Raw genomic sequence first — 21,219 nt, 5'->3', positions numbered from 1 at the left:
TCGCTCAGCTGCCGCGGTAGGTCGAGTACCCGAATGGCGAAAGAAGCAACGGCACGTGGTAATGCGAATGTTCGGACATGCCGAAACGGATCGGGACGACGTCGAGAAAACGCGGGCTCTCCGGCGGGGTGCCGGAGGCATCAAGGTATTCACCCGCATAGAAGATCAATTCGTATTCGCCTGTTGAAAACTCGGCCTCGGGCAGAATCTGTTCGTCGGTTCGGCCATCGTCGTTGGTGACAAGAGTTTTCAGCAACGTGCGGTTTGCGCCTTCGATGCGAAATAGCTCGATTTTTAGCCCTTCGGCGGGGCACCCCCGTGCCGTATCCAAAACATGGGTTGTAAGGTAACCGGTCATTTGCGCTACTCCTTAAGTTATACGATTACTAATCTGTTTTCTTCCCAAGGGGCAAAGGCAGTCTAATCGAAGCTGCTTTCTGAATTTTTTGAAAAACATCTCAGATTATCTGGGGTATTGATCAAAAGAAGAAAAAGGAAATTGATGTGACGCGCTATCCACGAGACATGACCGGCTACGGTGGGCAAGTTCCAAAAGCCAACTGGCCCAACGAAGCCAAGATCGCGGTTCAGATTGTGCTGAATTATGAGGAAGGCGGCGAGAACAATGTCTTGCACGGCGATGCCGCGTCTGAGGCGTTCTTGTCGGAGATCACCGGTGCTGCCCCATGGTCAGGGCAAAGGCACTGGAATATGGAGTCGATTTACGAATATGGCAGCCGCGCCGGATTCTGGCGCGTACATCAGCTTTTGCAGGATCTACCCGTCACCGTCTATGGCGTCGCCACCGCATTGGCCCGCGCACCGGCTCAGGTCGCGGCAATGAAGCATGCCGGTTGGGAGATCGCCAGCCATGGTCTGAAATGGATTGAACACAAGGACATGGACGCTGAAGAAGAGCGCGCCCAGATCCGAGAAGCAATTCGGCTGCACGCTGAGGTTACAGGCCAGCCGCCGCGTGGATGGTACACAGGCCGTTGTTCGATGAATACGGTCGATCTGGCCGCTGAAGAAGGTGACTTTGCCTATATAGCCGACAGCTATTCGGACGATCTGCCGTTTTGGGTTAAGGCAGCGGGTAAGGATCAACTGATTATGCCCTACACGATGGATTGCAACGATATGCGTTTTGCAATCCAAGCCGGATACACAAACGGCGAACAGTTCGAAAGCTATCTGAAAGACAGCTTTGATATGCTCTATGCCGAGGGCGAAGCCGGCGCGCCGAAAATGCTTTCAATTGGACTGCACTGCCGTTTGATTGGTCGCCCAGGCCGCGCCATGGCTTTGAAACGTGCGCTGGACTACTTCAAGAAACATGACGGTGTCTGGTTTGCCACGCGCGAGCAGATCGCTGATCACTGGGCAAAAGAGCACCCGCCGAAGCAACGAATGACCCCGTCTGAAATGGACCAGTCAACTTTTGTGTCTGAATTTGGCGGAATGTTTGAGCACAGCCCGTGGATTGCTGAAGGGGCATATAACCTAGAGCTGGGGCCGACCCATGACAATGCCGCCGGTGTCCACAACGCGCTGGCGCGGGTGTTCCGTACAGCCACCTCCGAGCAACGTCTTGGAGTTCTGACAGCGCACCCGGATCTGGCAGGAAAGCTTGCCTCTGCTGGTCGCCTGACAAAGGAAAGCACGGCGGAACAAGCTGGCGCCGGTCTGGATATGTTGACCGACGAAGAACGCGCGACGTTCACGGCATTGAATGAGGCCTACACAACCAAATTTGGTTTCCCTTTTATCATTGCCGTTAAGGACAATACGAAGGCGAGCATTCTGGACGCGTTCCATCGCCGAATTGACAGCGATCGCGAAGCTGAATTTGCCGAAGCTTGCCGGCAGGTTGAGCGGATTGCCGAACTGCGCCTGATTGAGAAGTTTTCAGAATGACGACCCCTCTGAAACTCCAACCATTGACGTCCGCGGCATTTGCACCGTTTGGCGATGTCATCGAAGTGGCAGGGCAAGCGGATAAATTCATCAACCAAGGCAAGTGCGCGCGGTATCACGATTGTGCGTCGCTGGATTTTCATGAAGGGCGCGCCGGAATCAGCGTGTTCCAGTCAGAGGCGTTCAGCCTGCCGATCAAACTAGAAATGGTTGAACGCCATCCAGATGGAAGCCAGGCGTTTTTGCCATTGTCGGACAAGCCCTTTGTTGTCGTTGTGGCCCCGGACGAAGATGGAACTCCGGGGCAGCCAATCGCATTCAAAACAGCGCCCGGTCAGGGCGTGAACTATCATCGCAACACTTGGCATGGCGTGTTGACCCCACTTCATGCGCCCGGACTTTTTGCGGTGGTCGACCGAATTGGAGCCGGGCCCAACCTCGAAGAGCATTGGTTCGAGGAGGCTTTTGCAATCACGGAATGAGGTGCGTTTCCGGAAGAGGAGCCGACAACGTATCTCAAGGGAGGAAAGACCAAATGTCAGATGCATCCATCGGAACGCCGGAACAACTCCGCGATCCGAACTACAATCCGCCGCTGGTAAAGGCGGTGCCACTGGGAATTCAGCATGTGCTGGCGATGTTCGTGTCCAACGTCACGCCGGCCATTATCGTATGTGGCGCAGCCGGATTCGGGTTCGGTTCAAACAGTCCCGATTTTCCGCAAATGATCTACATGATTCAGATGTCGATGTTCTTTGCAGGCGTCGCCACGCTGTTTCAATCCATTGGTGTGGGCCCCGTTGGTGCCCGGCTGCCTATCGTGCAGGGAACTTCGTTTGCCTTCATCCCGATCATGATTCCGCTCGTGGTGGGAAAAGGCGTCGATGCCATTGCTGTTTTGATGGGCGGAGTTGTCGTCGGTGGTTTATTCCATGCTTTCCTCGGGCTGTTCATAGGCCGTATTCGCTTTGCGCTTCCGCCGCTGGTTACAGGTCTTGTGGTGACAATGATCGGTTTGGCGTTGGTAAAAGTGGGCGTTCAGTACGCTGCCGGCGGAGTACCTGCGATAGGAACTGAGGAATACGGCTCTGGTCTGAACTGGTTCATGGCGGGAATTGTGATCGTCGTAACCCTTGGTCTGAAGTTCTTTGCGCGGGGGATGCTGTCGGTGTCGGCCGTTCTGATTGGCTTGTTGGTCGGCTACGCAGTGGCCTTTGCTTTGGGTCAGGTCAACCTGGGCAACGTTGGTCGAGCGGCCTCGTTCGCCTTGCCGAACCCGCTGCACTTCGGCATTGAATTCTCGGTCGCCGCCATCATCGGTTTCTGTGCGATGTCTTTTGTCTCTGCGGTTGAAACTGTCGGCGATGTGTCAGGTATCACCAAAGGCGGTGCCGGACGCGAGGCAACGGACAAGGAGATTGAAGGAGCGACCTATGCTGATGGTATCGGCACCGCGATCTCTGGCCTTTTTGGTGCTTTGCCAAATACGTCGTTCAGTCAGAATGTTGGATTGATTGCTATGACCGGGGTCATGAGCCGTATGGTCGTTACCATCGGAGCAATCTTTCTTATTGTTTGCGGGCTGGTTCCAAAAATTGGCGCAATCATTTCGTCGATCCCAATCGAGGTTCTCGGCGGCGGTGTCATCGTTATGTTTGGAATGGTGGTTGCAGCAGGTGTTTCGATGCTGTCGGACGTGAACTGGAACCGCCGCAACATGGTAATCTTTGCGATTTCCCTGAGCCTTGGGTTGGGATTACAGCTGGAACCAGGTGCTCTTCAGTATCTGCCCGGTACATTTAAGGTCCTGGCGACTTCGGGTATTCTACCTGCTGCAGTCATCGCCATTATCCTGAACTTGGTGCTTCCCGAAGAGCTTTCTGACGAAGCCACGGAAGAGGTTTCAGGCGGTATGGCAGGACATGGCCTCGGCTCCATTGGAAAAGACGATCACGTCTGATGAAACGTGGCCGGTCCCTCGCAGGGACCGCTGCAAAAAATTCAAAGCGGCGCGCTTTTGCGCGCCGCTTCTTTTTGTTACAGAACTTTTTCGCCGGGGTTTAATCTGCAGCCGTACGTGTCGGTTCGAAACAGGCTCGGTTGTCACTGTTCTCCGCTAAAAATCGACCTTGATTGCGATCCCTTTTTGAACGGCAAGATCAACGACAGATGCAGCGACTGCGAGATCCTGAAGACCTACCCCCGTACCGTCGAACAGGGTGATCTGATCGCCCGATGTCCGACCCGGGTTTGTGCCGTTGATGACCGCGCCAAGCTGGGCAACATCGCTTTCTTTGATCAGGCCCTGCGCAACAGCGTGCTGTGCCTCACCGATGGTAACAGATTGAGCGACTTCGTCGGTAAACACCGTCGCTTTGACCAACAGAGCTGCCTCCACCTCTTGCTTGCCTTTGGTATCCGTTCCCATACAGGCGACATGAGTTCCGGGGCCGACATGTTCTGCCATCAGCGATGGCGCGAATGCCGAGGTGATCGAGATGATCACGTCTGCCTCGGACATGCCATCAAGCTCGACGGCTTCAAATGGAACACCGGCTTCATTCGCCACTTTCTCGATATTCGGCAGCATCTCGGGGTGGTAATTCCAGCCTATGACCTTTTCAAACTTCCGTTGTTCCAGCGCCGCGCGCAGCTGAAAGGCTGCCTGGTGCCCTGCGCCGATCATACCGATGACCGTGGCGTCGGCACGAGCGAGGTGTTTGATCGATACCGAAGACGCGGCGGCGGTACGCAGGGCCGTTAGAAGGTTGCCGCCAACCATCGCCGAAGGCTTCCCCGTGTCGGGGTCGAAAAGAAACACCGTGGACTGGTGATTGATGAGTCCGCGTTTTTCCAGGTTGTTTGGCCAGTAGCCGCCCGCCTTCAGGCCAAGTGTCAGGCCGGCGCGGTCAAACCCACCTTTGAAACCATACAAAGCATCTTCATGCCCGATGGCTTCGCGCACGACGGGGAAGTTGTAGGCATCGCCAGACGCCATTGCAGCAAAGACCTTTTCAACGGCATCAAAGGCCGCTTGGCGGGTCATCAAGTCAGCGATCTCGCGCTCGGGAACGATCAGCATATTTTTCTCCACTCAGAATTCGTGCGCCCGCGTGCTTTTCCCGAAGGGAGGGAAGGCACACGGGCGACTATCAGGCTACATTCGAGCCAAATTTTCTTGCCTTGAATTTGCTCGGTTCAATAGGCGCGACCGCGGGCAGACACGGGCCAGACGGCTTCGACCTTGCCGTTGCGAACGCCGACATACCAATCGTGCACGTTTGCGGTCGGGTCGCAGTGCCCCGGCACCAGCTTGAGCTTGTCGTTAACCTTGAGTGCACCGTTCGGGTCCATGACAACGCCATGTTCGTCCGAGCACTTGATGTACTCGACATCGTCGCGGCCAAAGACAACCGGTAGTCCACTGTCGACGGACTGTGCTTTAAGACCTGCATCGACGATGGCTTTGTCCGCCTTGGCGTGGCTCATGACGCTGGTTAGAATGAAAAAAGCGTTTTCCCACTCGCCCTGATCAATCCGATTGCCGTCCTTGTCTAGAATACGGCCGTAATCAGCATCCATGAAAGCGTAAGACCCGCACTGCAGCTCGTTGTATACACCCGAGTTGGACTCGAAGTAGTAGGAACCAGTGCCGCCGCCCGAGACCAGTTCGCACTCAATGCCTTCTGCCTTGAGGCCCTCTACGGCGTCTTTCACCATCGCGATTGCGGTGTCGAGCTTCTCTTTGCGCGCCTCATAGGTGTCGAGGTGCTGCATTGCGCCCTGATAAGCTTGGATGCCTGCGAATTTCAGGTTTTCGGCAGCTTCAACCGCTTTGGCGATTTCGATCACTGCAGGCGTTGTAGTGACGCCGCACCGACCAGCACCGCAGTCGATTTCGATGAAGACCTCCAGCTGAGTTCCGTGATCGACGGCCGCTCCCGAAAGATCCGCGACGTTGTCCAGATCATCGACACAAACGATGATGCGGCTGCCCAGTTTTGGCAGGCTGGCAAGACGGTCGATTTTGGCCGGGTCGCGCACCTGGTTCGACACGAGAACGTCCTTGATGCCGCCGCGAACGAAAACTTCGGCCTCGGAAACCTTCTGACAGCAGACACCGACAGCACCGCCGAGTTTCTCCTGCAGTTTGGCCACGTCTACCGACTTGTGCATTTTCCCGTGCACGCGGTGACGCATGCCGTGGGCCTTGGCATAATCGCCCATCTTCTTGATGTTGCGCTCAAGCGCATCGAGATCCAGCACCAGGCTAGGGGTCTGGATATCTGCTTCATCCATTCCGGGCTTGGCCGGAATGTCATAGCCTACTTCGAAATTGTCGAGATTGGTCATATCTTTCATTTCCGTATTCCTATGTCGGGATTGATGTCACGCGTTCAGCCAGGGCAGCTTGTCCAGATCGACATTGCCCCCGGTTATGATCAGGCCGACACGCTTGCCTTTGAATGCGTCCGGGTTCTTCAGGATTGTGGCCAGCGGAACGGCCGAGGATGGTTCCATCACGATCCGCAGGTGTTTCCACGTCAGTTTCATCGCGTCGATGATCTCTTGCTCTGAGGCCGTGTAAATCTCGGATACGTGGTTCGACACAAAGTGCCACGTGAGGTCCTTCAGCGGCACCAGCAGCCCGTCGGCAATTGTCTTTGGTGCGTCATCCGCGATGATGTGCCCAGCCTTGAAGCTGCGATAGGCATCGTCAGCCTGTTCCGGTTCAGCCGCAATAATCGCGGTTTCCGGGGTAAGGTTGGATAGGGTCAGGCAGGTGCCTGACACCATTCCACCGCCACCGATGGGGGCAACCACCGCGTCCAGGCCATCGGTTTGTTCGATGAGCTCGCGCGAACATGTGCCTTGCCCCGCGATCACACGGGGATCGTTGTAGGGATGGACGAAATCGCCACCTGTGGCGGCCTGAACCTCGGCAAAGGTCGCTTCGCGCGACGAGGTGGAGGGCTCACATTCCGTGATCTTACCGCCATAGCGACGAACCGTATCTTTCTTTGCCTGTGGCGCAGTACGCGGCATGACCACGTTACAGGGAATGCCCCGTTTCATTGCAGCGTAGGACAGGCACGAGGCGTGGTTTCCCGAAGAATGTGTCGCGACGCCTTTCTTGGCCTGCTCGTCATCAAGGCCGAAGACCGCATTGGTCGCACCGCGTACCTTGAATGCGCCCGGTTCCTGAAAGTTCTCACATTTGAAGAACAGTTGCGCCCCGGTCAGCTCGTTCAAATAGTCCGAAGTTCGTATCGGTGTGCGGCGGATGAAAGGTTTGATCCGATCATGCGCCGCGAGCATGTCCTCATACGTTGGGATGTACATGTTGTAATCCTTCATCATGCGGCGTCCTTCTGAACCGCCGCTGGATGACCACGATAGTATTCTTGCGCCGCGGCCACGCCCGAACCCAGTTGAATGTTAAGGCCCAGATCGGCCATGCACATTTCAGCGGTGGCGATCCCGGACAGAGCCATAACGTCAGTCAGGCTGCCTAGGTGTCCGATGCGGAATACCTTGCCCGCAACCTCACCAAGGCCAACTCCGAACGCAACGCCGTATTTTTCGGCGGCATGGGTCACGATGTCCGTTGCGTTGAAGCCGTTCGGCGTGCGGATCGCGCTAACGGTATCAGAATACACCGACGGGTTGGCTGCACAAAGCTCCAGTCCCCAGGCGCCTACTGCCGCGCGAACACCTTCAGCAATACGGTTATGCCGGGCAAAAACGTTTTCCAGACCTTCACTCAGCAGCATATCACAGGCCTGATTGAGGCCGTTCATCAAGCCAACTGCAGGCGTGTAAGGATAGGCGTTATTGGCATAGCCCTTCGCCATGTCATGCACATCAAAGAAGGTGCGGGGAAGGGTGCCCGTTTTTGTTGCCTCCATTGCCTTCTGGCTGAAGCCGACAATGGCCAGACCCGCGGTTAGCATGAACCCTTTTTGCGAACCCGTAACGGCAACGTCGACACCCCATTCGTCAAAACGGAAGTCCATGGACGCGATTGATGAAACGCCATCAACGAACAGCATGGCCGGGTGACCGGCAGCATTCAGTGCCTTGCGTACGGCCGCAATATCCGATTTTACACCGGTTGCCGTTTCGTTGTGCGTGGCAAGAACAACCTTGATCTCATGGTTTGTGTCGGCGCTTAGAATCTCTTCGTAACGATCGGCCGGCAGCCCTTCGCCCCAAGGGGTTTCGACAATCTCGACATTTAACCCGTGACGTTGGCACATGTCGATCCAGCGGTGGCTGAACATGCCATTGCGCACGGCCAGAACCTTGTCGCCGGCGGAAAGGGTGTTGGTCAAAGCAGTTTCCCAGCCTCCGGTCCCAGTCGACGGGAAGATGAAGATTTCGGCGCTGTCGCTTTTCAGAATTTTTTGCACACCCGCGCGCGCGGGATGCAAGATCTGCCCGAACAGCGGCGAGCGGTGGTCAATCGTGGGCATATCGCAGGCCTTGCGCAGGCTTTCAGGGATATTGGTCGGGCCCGGGATGAAAACGGGATTTTGAAAGCTCATGGATGGTCTCCTTCCGTCGTTGACCACACAATAAACTCCTACCCATCAGTCCGATATATTTTTGAAAATGACTTTCAAAACACTCAAGTGAAGAATTAATTTATAGTTGTCAGTAGCTTATATTTTTCATATGATGAATACGTCTTTCACTAAAGATTGGAGGGTTTTTATGGATTCTCAAGAAAATACACTCAGAACCCGCCGAAAAGCCCGTGGGAGGCCACGGGGGTGGGACGATAAGACGGCGCAGAATACAATCAAATCCCTCGACCGAGCGATGGAAGTTTTTGAGTATCTGAGCGAAGCGCAGGGAAAGGCATTGACCGCGCTGTCCGATGAAATGGGGCAGTCACCAGCCACTGTTTATCGAATACTCGTGACGCTTGAAGGCAGGGGGCTCGTCGAATTTGATCACGAAGAGCAAGTCTGGCACATCGGTCCGCGCGCGTTCGTAATTGGTTCACGTTTCCTACGTCGCACCAGCCTTGTGGATCGGGCCAGACCAGTCATGCGGAAACTCATGGAGGCCACTGGCGAGACCGCCAATCTGGGGGTGGAGAAAGAGGGCTTTGTGCTATTTCTGAGTCAGGTGGAAACACATGCCAGCATACGGGCGTTCTTTCCGCCTGGCACGTTGTCGCAAATGCACGCATCAGGGATCGGTAAAGCACTACTGGCCTTTATGGATGACGACAGGTTGAACCGGCTGTTGACCAACTTGGAGCTGCAGGCTTTTACGGATAGATCGATTACCAATCCGGAAGCGTTGAAAAAGGATCTCGCGGCAGTAAGGGCGCAGGGCTTCTCAGTGGACAACGAAGAGAAGAATATGGGTATGCGATGTATTGCGGCGCCGGTCTTCGATATCAATCGGGAGGCGGTTGCAGGGATTTCAGTGTCTGGGCCGACAAGCCGCGTAAGCGAAAGTGAGATTGAAAGACTAAGCCGCCCCGTCATGGAGGCGGCTCAACAGTTAACGCTGGCGATTGGTGGAACGATTACTCCACAGCAGCCCTGACGCGTCTGTGCTGCGGGTAGACGGCAGGCCCCGGTCGCAGTGCCATATGCCGATTCACATCTTTGTAAAGCAGATAACGGAACTTGCCCGGGCCACCTGCATAGCAAGCCTGTGGGCAGAACGCGCGCAGCCACATATAGTCACCTGCCTCTACCTCAACCCAGTCATTGTTCAGACGGTAGACCGCCTTGCCTTCCAGAACATATAGACCGTGTTCCATGACATGAGTTTCAAGAAAGGGGATGACGGCGCCGGGCTCAAACGTCACCACGGTCACATGCATATCGTGGCGCAGATCGCTGGGGTCTACAAATCGCGTTGTCGCCCACTTGCCATCTGTGCCTGGCATTGTTGTTGGAGCGATGTCGTTTTCATTGAGAACAAGTACGTCGGGGGTATCAAGGCCCTCTACGGCTTCATAGGCCTTTCGGATCCAATGGAAACGCAGGATTTCGTCGCCTCGGTTTCGCAGGGTCCAGTCGCTCTCGGGGGGTAGGTAGGCGTAGCCCCCGGGCGTCAGTTCATAGGTTGTGCCTTCCGCGACAAGTGTCGCGGTGCCTTCAACGACAAACAAAACACCTTCGGCCTCGGGATCGACCTCAGGCCGGTCAGAGCCACCACCGGGTTGAACTTCCATGATGTATTGCGAAAAGGTTTCGGCAAACCCGCTGAGAGGACGCGAAATTACCCACAAACGTGTATCATCCCAAAACGGCAGAAAGCTGGTCACGATATCCCGCATCGTCCCCTTCGGGATCACGGCATAAGCGTCAGTAAAAACAGCGCGATCAGTCAACAGTTGTTCCTGACCGGGGTGTCCGCCGCTTGGTGCGAAATACTTGGTGCTCATGTATGCTCCTGAAGAAATACCATGCATTCGAAAATATGCGCCGGGCGGATTGTGTGGACCACCCGCAAAAATGCAGCAGCACTATTCGAAAAGATTTGAAAAATCCGCGTGGTCGAACGAATGGAACTACTCGGAGGTTCCAATCTGCAATCAGATGGTCGACGTCATCAGTGCGCTAGCCTTCCAAACGGATCGACTTGTATCGCCGAGAGAGCATGGAGCAATCGGGGTGTGAGGGTGGGGCGTCCAATTTATCTACTTTGCAGGTGCCTCAGTCGAAAATGCTTTGGCGGAAATTGGCGCCGGTGAGCAAGAACTTCTCGACTAGCATTGAATATTCAAGCCGGGCCGCGATCCTGCACCGAGCGAGCAAGGTCGCCGTAGACAGCCATGGTACCCTTCGGATTCCGATATTTCTTAGGATTCCAAATATGCAGGCAAGCGGAGCTTTGTGTCGGATTTAGTCTGCTCGCGCCTCAGGTTGGGCTGTTCATCAGTTCATTTTGATAACCGAAGAGTGCGGGCAACCCGCCTGTGTGCAGCAGAACGACCCTATCGCCCGGTTTGATTTTCCCGCCTTCAACCAAACTCAGCAAGCCAGCGAAAGTTTTTGCAGAATATACCGGGTCGAGGAAGACCCCTTCGGTGCGGGCCATTTTCTTCAAAGCAGAACGGGTTACTTCATTAACTTTGCCATACCCGGGCGGTAAGGCGTCATCAAATACTTCGATCTTTTCCTGTAGAAGCCCTGCATCGATATTAAGCAAGTCCGCAAGTTTCTGTAGCACGATTTTCATTCGAGTCTGCTGCTTCTCACGATCCCTGCGCACGCATATCCCAAACACTGAAGCAGCGCAGTCTTCCAACGCCAACCCGGTCAGCAAACCCCCGTGTGTTGCTCCGCTGCCTGATGGGACAACGACCGCGTCGAAATCGGGCATTTGCTGATACAGTTCTTGTCCGGCAACGACATAGCCCAAGGCGCCCAAGGGCGGATGGCCCAGCCCCAGATGAATAACATACGGTTTGTGACCTTCGGTTTTCAGTTCATCTGCGCGCGCATGAAGGGCCGCATCCGCTCCGGCTTCGTCCTCACCTTCGGGGTAACTCATATGTTCGGCCCCTAAGATCTGAGCCAGGAGTACATTGCCGGACGAGTAGTACTCTGCGCCCATTTCAGGGACACGTTCTTCCAACTGCAGGACGGATTGCATACCCAGTTTGGCTGCCGCTGAGGCCGCAGATCGAACGAAGTTGGATTGAACGGCGCCAGTGATCAGAATGGTATCGGCACCTTGTTGACACGCATCTCCGAGATAGAATTCAAGCTGCCGTGTTTTGTTGCCACCAAAGCTAAGCCCAGTCAGATCATCACGTTTTAACCAGAGGTCGATATCCAGTTCTGCCGACAAGTTGTCCAAACGCTCCAAAGGGGTTGGGCCCGACATAAGTTTGGCACGTGGAAATCTGTGCAAGTTGTTGTTTCGTGTCATCTTATAACCTTTAAGGTTAAGCCATTGAAAAAGCCCGATGGAACAGAACGCAGCAGGCAATTAAGGAAACCACGCGGATCACTGCGATGACGATCGGCTGTGGTAAGTAAGGGCCTGCTGCACGACCAATTACGCTGCCGATCAAAGTAATCGCAACGAACCCAATTAACTTCGGTTCATATGAGATTGCTTGGGCTTCGGACAAACTGTGCAACAAAAAAGCTATGCCGTATGCCACCAACGCTATCGGTTGAACCAGTTTCGCTACTTCCTTGGGGGAACGGCCTTTAGCAATCAGACCGAAAACCATAAGGGGGCCCGGTGTCGCCGCCCAAACCGTTGCAAGTCCGGACAGCCCAGTGACGACTGAAAACCCAGCGCCGCCAATTGAACTCCGCAATGGGAGCAGGGTCGTTATCAACCCGATCAGCAATAGGCAGGCCGTTAGCGCAAGAACAAAAGACTCGCTCAAAAGGGGATAAACGACGAGGCCAACGGCCACACCGACACAGCATCCGATGACCGCGGTGCGAATGAGCTGACGGTTGTTCCTGAGAATATGTCGGTCCGTCGCGACCACAGAAACAATAGTGTTCAGCAACAGCAAAACGGGAACTGCCGTCGCCGTGCCAAGCAAAATCATCATGGGCGGCCCCGCAATGATGCTGAAGCCGATCCCGACGCCGACTTGCAGCATTGCGCCAAGGCAGATGGCAATCATCAGGATGGACAGGTCAACGGGCACTCAAAACTCCTATGGACCAAGGTAATTTTGCACGGCCCAGATATCCTGAGTTTCCGACCGTGGTCCATTCCATTCTCCTTCACTGACGGTTCGGCGTCGTCAGCGCTGCCATGGCATCAATCCGGAATATGGCACTCGGGTCGTCACAGCGTGCGCCATTTGCGCCAATGTGGTCAGGTCAAATACAGGGAGCTTCAGTTCTTCCTGAAGACGCGATGCATAAGGCGGCAGGTCCGTGCATTCCAATACCAATGACCGAATGTTCGGAGTTTCTAAAACCAGACAACGAGCTGCATCCAAGACTTCGGCTTCGATTAGATCGGTATCCATTCGGGTCCGTGTGTTCCTTAAGATCACTTCTGCGAATTCTGAGGTGCCTTCCAATCCCTTCACTGCTACAGGGATACCTGCTGCGCCAACGCCGTCGAAATGCCGAGGCGTCAATGCGGAGGCATCCGCAGTAAGCACGCCCACCGGCGCGCTGGCCCCGGTCATGTGAAACGCTAGCGGCACTTGGATCAGGCTAGAGGCAAAGACGGGTACCGAAACCGCAGCGGCCAACTCTTTTTGAAACAAGGCCAAAAAACCGCAACTGCCGGTGATCGCTCGCACACCTTCGGCCTCAAGCCGCTTGGCGCCTTGGATGAACGGAGCCAGCAATTCGGGTGTAGGGTTGTTCAGCAATGTCGGGACAGTTACTCCGTCGATCATTTCGTACAGGACCGGGAATGGCAGGCTGGAAGGGTTCTTGATGTGACCCGGCGGTTTTGGGAAATAGCTTTCGAGGCACAGAACACCGATTGACGCCCCGCAAATGTTCTGACCACCATTGTAGATTGGCATTGTCATCGGATCCTTCTGATTTGAAACTTTAAAACCGGGCCAGAGAAAACGGGGCCAGATCGATGTTTGGGCTGCGACCAGACACAATATCGGCGACAAGTTCGCCGGTCTTTGGGGCCATCATCAACCCGTAGTGAGAATGCCCGAACGCGGTAAAGAGCCCTTCCCTACCGTCAACTGGTCCAATCGCCGGTAAACTGTCCGGAAAGGATGGCCGCCGCCCCATCCAAAATTGTGCCTCTCCGGTATCAAGGCCCGGCACCATAGCTTTGGCCTGTTTGGTCAGTATTGCTTTCTTGCGCCGATCAGCAGGAGCATCGACGCTGGCAAATTCGGCTGTGCCAGCGACCCTCAGGCCACCCTGCATTGAACTTGCGACGACTTTTGCATCTACATCCATGACCGAATTGTTCAATTGGGTCGAGGGGGTCGGGAATTCGACATGGTAGCCCCGCTCGGCCACAAGCGGCACAGGCAATCCTAGTGGTTTCAGCAGGTCGGCAGACCAAACGCCAGCCGCGAGGATAACGTTAGCGGCACGCAGCGTGCCTTGCGAGGTTGCCAACTGCCAACTGCCATCTTCGGCCGCAGACAGACTGGTGATTTCTGTTCTGACAATTTCAGCGCCCTGTGCGCGCGATTTTTCCGCCAGAACTGCCCCCACACGTCCCGGCGAAGTTACGCGTGCCTGTCCTTTTATCACGATTGCGGCTTTGAATTCTTCTGACAGCGCAGGTTCGAGAAGGCGCAACCCCGTACCATCGACAAGCTCCAGATCGCCTCCTTTTTCCTGACGGATCAGATATCCAAGCCCGTTCAGATCCGCCTGTTTCTGGTGACGAAAAGCGTGAATATAGTAGCTGTCGGTGATTAGGTTCTCGTGACCGGTGTCTTGAAGGTGGCAACGATACAAGTCGATGGAAGGGCGGCACAAGAGCTCCATCGAGTCCGAGATTTCGCGCACTGACCTTTCGCCGGAGTTTCCCAGAAACCGCAGCCCCCAAGTGATCATTTTAGGCCAATAGCCGGGCCTGACCGAAAGCGCGCTATTTGGATCCAGCAGCATCCGGGGCAGTGATTTCCATATACCTGGCATCGCTTGAGGAATTATTGACCACGGCGAGACGACACCTGCATTGCCAAACGATGTTTCCTGACCTGGTTCACCACGATCAATCAACCGAACCGGAATACCGCGTTCCTGTAACGACAAAGCGCAACAAATGCCGACGATCCCTGCGCCGATGATGGTCACTTTCTCTGTCATCGTTTCAGGCCGGTGAGTGACTGCGATTGCGGGCGATCAGTTGGGTGACAATGACCGGTGAGGCCATGGCCAGCGCGATCAGATCTGCCGTCAGACTAGGCGCAACAAAGATAATCCCCGCAATCGCCATCAGTATCCGCGACGCAATGTTCATGGGTTTCAGCCAATACCCCACAACTGCGGCCGATAGAGCAATGACACCGGCAATACAGCTTGTTGCGGTATAGGTGAATTCCCACAGGTTAAACCCGGTTGAGGACACAAACAGCAGAACTGGCGCGTAGACGAAGGCCATTGGGGCGATCACTTTACCTAGCCCAAGCGTAAAGGCCGACAATCCGGTTCGGAATGGGTTCGAGTTGGCAATGGCCGCCGCCGCATAAGCTGACGTACAAACCGGCGGCGTAATCTCGGACACCACGCCATAGTAGAGCACGAAAAGATGGCTGGCGATTGGTGGAACGCCCAGTTGCGCCAAGGCAGGCTGCGCTACCGATACCAGCATGATATACAGCGCTGTGGTTGGTATGCCAGCACCCATCAGAATGCAGACGACGGCGATGAAGACCAGTGAGATGAACAATTGCAGGTCTTCCATCGCAAATAGCTGGAAGCTGCCGAACGAGATCATGTTGTACAGATCCGACGCCAGATTGCCTGCGCCCTGCGTCACCATGAACCCGATGCGGAACCCGATACCGGTCGTGTTGATCACACCCACCACGATACCTACCGCAGCAGCCGCAGCACCCACGGCCAGCGAGTACTTTACGCCCAGTTCGACCGCCTGCAGCATCTCGGGCACTTCGATCCGTTTCTGGGGGTTCAGTGTAGCGATCACTGACAGGCCGCAAAGAATGGCCGTCATGGTCAGATCGAATCCGCCATCAGAGAACTTCCAAAGCACGAAAGCAAGGAACGCCGCCGCATAGATCAGTGTTGGCGGTTGCTTGATGCGCGACATGCCCGCGATCACCGCCAGCGATATGCCGCAGAAGGCCGACATGAAGGGTGTGTAGCCAGTGAACAAAACCACCAGCAATCCGATCAGAGGCACAATATTGGCCCAACCCTCTGCCCAGACAGCCTTGAGCTGCGGCAGTTGGTCTTTGGCCAGACCTTTCAGGTTCAGCTTGCGCGCCATTAAGTGCACCACAGCAAAAACGCCGACATAGTGCAGTATAGCCGGGAAGATCGCCGCGATTACGATGGTGGTATAGGGAACCTCGAGGAACTCGGCCATGATGAAGGCGGCCGCCCCCATGATCGGCGGAGTGATCTGCCCACCGGCCGACGACGCAGCCTCGACCCCGCCCGCAAAATGGCCGGGGTATCCAAGGCGCTTCATGTTGGGAATTGTCAGCGCGCCGGTCGAAACGGTGTTGGCCACCGAAGAACCCGAGATCGTGCCGAAGAAGGCCGAGGATACCACCGACACTTTTGCCGGACCGCCGGTATAACGGCCCGCCAAAATCGTGGCGTTATCGATGAAAAGCTGTCCTAATCCTGTGCGCTGCGCGATCACGCCGAACAACACGAAGTGGAAAACGATGGTGGAAACAACCCAAAGGGTGACGCCGTAGATGCCCTCCTGCGGGAAGTACATCGACGATACGAAAGTTTTGAAGTTCACGCCGGGATGCTGCAGCAATCCGGGGAAGTACGGCCCCAGCAGCGCATATGAGATGAAGACACAGATGATCAGCGGTAGCACCCAGCCCAGCGTGCGGCGCGCGATGTCCAGCACCAGAAGGATGATGATCACGCCCAAAACCACGTCATAGGTGTTGGGGTTACCCATGCGGAACGTCTGTTCCTCGATCCCCAGAAGCGGAATACCGCGCCAGGCGACGCCCACATACAGGGCCGCCACGATCCCCAGCGCCATAAAGACCAGATCGTAAAGAGGGATGTTGCCGATGCGGAACCGGCTGACCTTGAGTGCATAGAGGCTTTTGGCCCCGATAATCGGGATTGTCGCGTAGACCAGAATGAACAGCAGGGCCAAGTAGATGCCCATGTGCCAGTGATCAGCTGGAAGGCCGAACCCGGCGGTGAAGAATTCATAGAATGCAAAGATCAGGGCAACGACACGCAGAACCTTGCCGGTCGTCGGTGTAACCTGCCGGACGGCGGCACCTTCGTCGAATTGTTCTTCGATGGCAGCCAGTTCTTCGGCTGTCAGCTCGTGGTCATCAAGTTTCTGTGTCTCGGACATGATGGCCCCCCTGATTACGCGTATTTCGAGTACCCGGTGCCCCAGATGGGACACCGGACGTTTAAGCTGTGTAAGGCTGAATTACTGAAGAAGTCCGGCTTCTTTATAGAACTTCTCAGCGCCCGGATGCAGTGGAACACCCAGCGCCTCGACACCGTCCAGCGCTGTCTCAGCAGTGATCTGCTTGCCCTTAGCATGGCCGTTATCCAGCAGCTTGCGGGTGTTGTCGTTCCACAGGGCTTTGGTCAGCTCATAGACCAGTTCGTCAGACAAATCTGAGGATACAACCAGCATCGCGCTGACCGCGGGGGTTTTGGTCTCGGCGTCGATCCCTTCATAGACACCGCCCGGAATGGCCGAGGGGATATAGGCTGGAATGATCTCGTTGATCTTCGCCAGATCTTCGTCGCTGAACGAATGCAGGTTCATACCTTTGGTCGAGGACAGTTGTACCATCGCGGCCACCGGCCAGCCTGCGGCATAGAAATAGGCGTCAAGCTGACCGTCGGCCAGACGCTCTGCGCTTTGGCTGTTGTTCAGTTCGGCCTCATCCATGTTGTCGCGGTTCACACCCCAGGCGTCCAGCATTTGCAGAACCGCAACCTGTGTACCTGAACCCGCTTGCGCGATACCTACGCGCTTGCCTTCAAGGTCGCCCAGATTGCCAATTGTCTGGCCCGCTGGCAGCACCAGATGCAAGTCTTCGGGGAACAGATTAGCGACAATGCGCAGCTTTGGGTGGGGTTTGCCTTCGAACTTACCTTCACCCAGATACATTGAGCGGGTCACGTCGGCCGCGGCCAGACCGGCCTCAAGCTCTCCATTCTGAACGGCAGCATTGTTGAATACCGACGCAGTGGTGGATTGCGCAATCGCGATCAGGCCCGGAACCCCGCACTGGCCGCCTTCTTCGCAGGGGCGTGAGCCCGGAGGCGCGGAGATTCCATTTGCGATGGTTCCGCCGATGGGGAAGTAGGTGCCGCCAGCGCCACCGGTGCCAATACGGAAAAAAGTCGGGTTCTGCGCCAGCGCGGGTGCGGCCAACGCGCCCGCCAAGGCCAGACCAGCCAGGCATTTCACAAATTTCATTGTCATCTCCTTTGTTGGATCCTCGGATTTGGTTTGCCCAAACTTCGATCCTGCAAGCGTAGAGACAAATTACATAAATACAAATTTGTTATATTTCACAAAATTAAAGTTTTGCTTATGATCGGGATATGAACCTGACTCAGCTGACCGTATTTCGAGAGGTGATGGAAACCGGCTCCATCTCTCAAACCGCCAAAAAGCTAAACCGCACGCAGCCCGCGATTAGTCTTGCGTTGAAAAACCTTGAAAAGACTCTCGGCCTGACGTTGTTCGAACGTAAGGGACGACGATTGGTACCTGTCCCCGAGGCGCATTATCTCTTAGCCGAAACTACGGGTATTCTGGACCGCCTTGCTACAATCTCGCACACGATGGAAGGGCTGATCAAAGGGCACGCCGGAAGCCTGAATATTGCAACGATGCCTGGCCCATCCGCCTTTTTGTTCCCACGTTTCATCAGCCAATCAGTAGGTGAAAACCCCGATATTCGTATCACACTTTCCACACGCAGTTCACCGCAGATCATGGAGCTTGCGGGGACTCAGAACATCGACTTCGGCTTTGCGGACTTCGAGCATTCGACTGGTAAAGAACCCCAGTATTCTGCCGAGTTAATCCGGGCGGATTGTTTTTGTGCGGTTGATCGCGAAAATCCTCTTTCGTCTTGCGATAGCCTGGCTCTATCGGATCTTGACGGTACGCCAATGGGTGGTCTGCATCCTTCACACCCGTTCCAACGAAAAGTTCGTCAGGTGTTTGAAGAGGTTTCTGCCGAATACAATCAGACCGTAACCTGCCAATACTTTCTGCCTCTCATCCCATTTGTCAGTTCGGGGCAGTGTTGCAGCATCGTTGATCCTCTTACAGTCGCGACCGAACGCGAACTTAATCTATCCAACGGAAAGCTCGTGTTTTTGCCCTTCGATAAACCGCTAAGATATGAGTATGCCATCCTCGAACCGGATCACCGGCCACCGTCCCAATTGGCCATACAGATAAAAGCAGGCTGGAAAGCCGAAGTGATAGGGAAATTGGAAGCGGTGAAAGCAAACCCGCGGGCGATCTGTGTTGACGAAGCGGCGGCTGAACAGAATTAAAATACTTATCTTTCGACCCGAAGACTAACGGAAAAGAGGGGGGGGCCTTGACAACTTTACGGCAGGCCAACCAACGGGGGCTGTTGCGAAACCTTCAGGTTTTGGGGTTACCAAAAGTTCGGTAATTGCCCGGCAAGGCGTTTCCATACTTGTTCATTGTAATCTGACTGCGCCCCGGCCAATCGGACCATTCTGATTGTAAGTGCTTGTGCAGGCAGGGCGTCAACGCGAACAAGTCGCCCCTCGGCAAGCGAATTGGCAGCCAAAGAGTTAGGCAACCATGCGACGCCAATTCCATCCACGGCATATTGCAGCATCGCTAGCGTCAGCGCTGTCTCTGCTCGGGAGACGATTGTCGCCTTTTCAGGTAAGCGTGGCGCGACCAATCGGGAAAACACCTGCCCAAGGAAGACATCAGGCGGGTAGATGATCGCAGGAATGGCTTCGCCAGCCACTTCCCGGCGCATTTCAGGGACGCAAACCGGGATCAGAGTATCAGTGCCAAGCGTCTTGGCCTCGAACGCATTTTCAAGGTCGTGCGCTCTGCCGTCCGAGATCGTGTACATGATAGCGAAATCGACCTGTTTTGAGATCAGTTGCAACAGGCATTCGTCCTGATTTCCGGATCGCACCCGTACCGAGATATCGTTATTTGCGGTCAAAGCCCGGACAACTTTTGGTGAAACGGTTGTCGTGAGAGCATGTTGGCACACCAGGGACAGAGATTTGCTCGCGTGATCGCTCGCAGTTTTCATAGTATGCCGAAGTTTGTGCAGCCGCATGCTCAGTTCACGCAGCTCAGGTTCCAAAGCCTGAACACCCGGCATCAGAGATACGGGTTTGCGGCGACGATCAAACAGGGTCGCACCGATATTGTCTTCGATAAGCCGTATCCGACGGGTAAAGGCGGATTGGGTCAGTAACCGTTTGTCCGCAGCACGGGTCAGCGATCCGCTATCCAACACAGCCAGTATGTCATCGATCCATTCCAGACGCATAAGGGTCAGATACCTCAACTGTCAATAATATGCAATTTCTACAACATATGGCCCAAATTTCGAATTAGAAGCGCTGTATTTAAGGGGGTAAGTTGTCGGAAATCAATATTAGGAGCCATGATATGCATCTCGCCCGCTTCCCCCGCCTTCACCTCGCCCATCTTCCCACGCCGCTTGAACCGATGAAGCGGTTGTCAAAAGAACTGGGTGTGGAAATCTGGATTAAACGCGACGATTGCACCGGCATGTCAACCGGCGGCAACAAGACCCGCAAGCTGGAATTCCTGATGGCCGAGGCGGAAGCGCTGGGCGCCGATATGGTCATGACCCAAGGGGCCACTCAAACCAACCACGGTCGCCAAACTGCCGCTTTCGCTGCCAAGCTAGGTCTTGATTGCCATATCCTGCTGGAAGACCGCACCGGCTATCAGGACGGAAACTACAACACCAACGGTAACGTTCTGCTGGATCATCTGCACGGCGCGACAACCGAGAAGTTTCCCGGCGGTCACAACATGCCAGGCGAAATGGAGAAAGCCGCTGAGAAGAAGCGAGCCGAGGGCCGCAATGTCTATGTCATTCCTGGAGGCGGATCGAATCCGACCGGGGCGCTTGGCTATGTAAACGCGGCTTTTGAACTTTTGGGTCAAGCCAATGACAGTGGATTAAGAATAGATCGGCTGTTGCACGCAACCGGTTCGTCGGGGACGCAGGCCGGGTTGGTGACAGGAATGTGCGCTATGAACGCGCAGGTGCCGGTGCTGGGAATCGGAACAAGAGCACCTCAGCCAAAACAGGAACAAATGGTCTATGACCTCGCCTGTAAAACATCGGAAAAGCTGGGTTGCCCGGGGGTGGTAAAGCGTGAAGACGTGATAGCCAATACCGACTATGTGGGCGAAGGCTATGGTCTGCCGACGGAAAGCGGCATCGAAGCGATCCAGATGTTTGCTGAATTGGAGGGTATTCTTTTGGACCCCTGTTACTCAGCAAAAGGCGCAGCAGGTCTGATAGATCTGGCGCGTAAAGGGGAATTCAAAGACCAGCGGGTTGTATTCCTCCACACTGGCGGCGCGGCGGCGCTGGGTGGCTATGACTTTGCCTTCGACCACAAAAACCGATGGGTTAATATCTGA

General features: G+C 55.1%; 19 protein-coding genes. 6 read left to right on the top strand and 13 right to left on the bottom strand.

Annotated features, from left to right (window positions below):
• Window positions 1–4: 4 nt before the first annotated feature.
• Window positions 5–358 (bottom strand): hydroxyisourate hydrolase, encoded by a 354-nt coding sequence (gene uraH, locus GOW92_RS10685; protein WP_170560567.1) that lies wholly within the window; start codon window positions 356–358, stop codon window positions 5–7.
• 146 nt (window positions 359–504) lie between these two features.
• Here uraH and puuE point away from each other — a divergent pair, with 146 nt between their 5' ends.
• From puuE to GOW92_RS10670, 3 genes are read left to right on the top strand one after another with little or no spacing between them, the layout of a single operon-like run.
• Window positions 505–1,917 (top strand): allantoinase PuuE, encoded by a 1,413-nt coding sequence (puuE, locus tag GOW92_RS10680; RefSeq protein WP_368040273.1) that lies wholly within the window; start codon window positions 505–507, stop codon window positions 1,915–1,917.
• On the top strand, window positions 1,914–2,399 hold the full coding sequence (locus tag GOW92_RS10675; RefSeq protein WP_170560566.1) for an ureidoglycolate lyase: 486 nt from the start codon (window positions 1,914–1,916) through the stop codon (window positions 2,397–2,399). Before puuE ends, GOW92_RS10675 begins: the two co-directional genes overlap by 4 nt.
• Before the next feature lie 53 nt (window positions 2,400–2,452).
• On the top strand, window positions 2,453–3,877 hold the full coding sequence (locus tag GOW92_RS10670) for a uracil-xanthine permease family protein (RefSeq protein ID WP_170560565.1): 1,425 nt from the start codon (window positions 2,453–2,455) through the stop codon (window positions 3,875–3,877).
• 156 nt (window positions 3,878–4,033) lie between these two features.
• On the opposite strand, the gene bhcD is transcribed toward GOW92_RS10670, so the two are convergent.
• The 4 genes from bhcD to bhcA form a co-directional block, all read right to left on the bottom strand.
• Complete coding sequence (gene bhcD / locus GOW92_RS10665; RefSeq protein WP_170560564.1) at window positions 4,034–4,999, bottom strand: iminosuccinate reductase BhcD; 966 nt, start codon at window positions 4,997–4,999, stop codon at window positions 4,034–4,036.
• 116 nt (window positions 5,000–5,115) lie between these two features.
• Window positions 5,116–6,279 carry a 3-hydroxy-D-aspartate aldolase BhcC gene (bhcC, locus tag GOW92_RS10660; protein WP_170560563.1) on the bottom strand — a complete coding sequence of 388 codons (1,164 nt, stop codon included), beginning with the start codon at window positions 6,277–6,279 and terminating at the stop codon, window positions 5,116–5,118.
• Window positions 6,280–6,306: 27 nt separating this feature from the next.
• Window positions 6,307–7,275, bottom strand: a complete 969-nt coding sequence (gene bhcB / locus GOW92_RS10655; protein WP_170560562.1) for a beta-hydroxyaspartate dehydratase BhcB — start codon at window positions 7,273–7,275, stop codon at window positions 6,307–6,309.
• Window positions 7,275–8,465, bottom strand: coding sequence for an L-aspartate--glyoxylate aminotransferase BhcA (gene bhcA, locus GOW92_RS10650; RefSeq protein ID WP_170560561.1), 1,191 nt, complete (start codon window positions 8,463–8,465; stop codon window positions 7,275–7,277). Before bhcA ends, bhcB begins: the two co-directional genes overlap by 1 nt.
• Before the next feature lie 169 nt (window positions 8,466–8,634).
• On the opposite strand from bhcA, the gene bhcR reads away from it, so the two are divergent.
• A complete protein-coding gene (gene bhcR, locus GOW92_RS10645) occupies window positions 8,635–9,483 on the top strand; it encodes an HTH-type transcriptional regulator BhcR (protein ID WP_170560560.1) in 849 nt (282 codons plus the stop codon).
• On the opposite strand, the gene GOW92_RS10640 is transcribed toward bhcR, so the two are convergent.
• The 7 genes from GOW92_RS10640 to GOW92_RS10610 all read right to left on the bottom strand — a co-directional run bounded on the left by GOW92_RS10640 (window position 9,464) and on the right by GOW92_RS10610 (window position 17,988).
• Complete coding sequence (locus GOW92_RS10640) at window positions 9,464–10,333, bottom strand: bifunctional allantoicase/(S)-ureidoglycine aminohydrolase (protein ID WP_170560559.1); 870 nt, start codon at window positions 10,331–10,333, stop codon at window positions 9,464–9,466. The two genes, bhcR and GOW92_RS10640, sit on opposite strands and share 20 nt — an antisense overlap.
• A 476-nt stretch (window positions 10,334–10,809) precedes the next feature.
• Window positions 10,810–11,781, bottom strand: a complete 972-nt coding sequence (locus GOW92_RS10635; protein WP_254452975.1) for a D-cysteine desulfhydrase family protein — start codon at window positions 11,779–11,781, stop codon at window positions 10,810–10,812.
• Between the two features lie 61 nt (window positions 11,782–11,842).
• Window positions 11,843–12,571 carry a TSUP family transporter gene (locus GOW92_RS10630; protein WP_170560557.1) on the bottom strand — a complete coding sequence of 243 codons (729 nt, stop codon included), beginning with the start codon at window positions 12,569–12,571 and terminating at the stop codon, window positions 11,843–11,845.
• A gap of 99 nt (window positions 12,572–12,670) precedes the next feature.
• Window positions 12,671–13,420 carry an aspartate/glutamate racemase family protein gene (locus tag GOW92_RS10625; protein ID WP_254452974.1) on the bottom strand — a complete coding sequence of 250 codons (750 nt, stop codon included), beginning with the start codon at window positions 13,418–13,420 and terminating at the stop codon, window positions 12,671–12,673.
• A gap of 22 nt (window positions 13,421–13,442) precedes the next feature.
• Window positions 13,443–14,681 (bottom strand): NAD(P)/FAD-dependent oxidoreductase, encoded by a 1,239-nt coding sequence (locus GOW92_RS10620; protein WP_170560556.1) that lies wholly within the window; start codon window positions 14,679–14,681, stop codon window positions 13,443–13,445.
• A 4-nt stretch (window positions 14,682–14,685) separates the two neighbouring features.
• On the bottom strand, window positions 14,686–16,899 hold the full coding sequence (locus tag GOW92_RS10615; RefSeq protein WP_170560555.1) for a TRAP transporter permease: 2,214 nt from the start codon (window positions 16,897–16,899) through the stop codon (window positions 14,686–14,688).
• 81 nt (window positions 16,900–16,980) lie between these two features.
• Entirely contained in the window at window positions 16,981–17,988 is a 1,008-nt protein-coding gene (locus GOW92_RS10610) for a TAXI family TRAP transporter solute-binding subunit (protein WP_170560554.1), read from the bottom strand.
• A 128-nt stretch (window positions 17,989–18,116) separates the two neighbouring features.
• Here GOW92_RS10610 and GOW92_RS10605 point away from each other — a divergent pair, with 128 nt between their 5' ends.
• Window positions 18,117–19,085, top strand: a complete 969-nt coding sequence (locus tag GOW92_RS10605; RefSeq protein WP_170560553.1) for a LysR family transcriptional regulator — start codon at window positions 18,117–18,119, stop codon at window positions 19,083–19,085.
• Between the two features lie 107 nt (window positions 19,086–19,192).
• On the opposite strand, the gene GOW92_RS10600 is transcribed toward GOW92_RS10605, so the two are convergent.
• A complete protein-coding gene (locus tag GOW92_RS10600; RefSeq protein ID WP_254452973.1) occupies window positions 19,193–20,101 on the bottom strand; it encodes a LysR family transcriptional regulator in 909 nt (302 codons plus the stop codon).
• Window positions 20,102–20,205: 104 nt separating this feature from the next.
• Here GOW92_RS10600 and GOW92_RS10595 point away from each other — a divergent pair, with 104 nt between their 5' ends.
• Complete coding sequence (locus GOW92_RS10595) at window positions 20,206–21,219, top strand: D-cysteine desulfhydrase (protein ID WP_170560552.1); 1,014 nt, start codon at window positions 20,206–20,208, stop codon at window positions 21,217–21,219.

Origin of the sequence: Ruegeria atlantica (assembly GCF_013032505.1) — a bacterium.
Classification (GTDB): Bacteria; Pseudomonadota; Alphaproteobacteria; order Rhodobacterales; family Rhodobacteraceae; genus Ruegeria; species Ruegeria atlantica_F.
The sequence above is the reverse complement of the archived record's forward strand: the minus strand, read 5'-3'. Positions and strand labels throughout refer to the sequence as shown.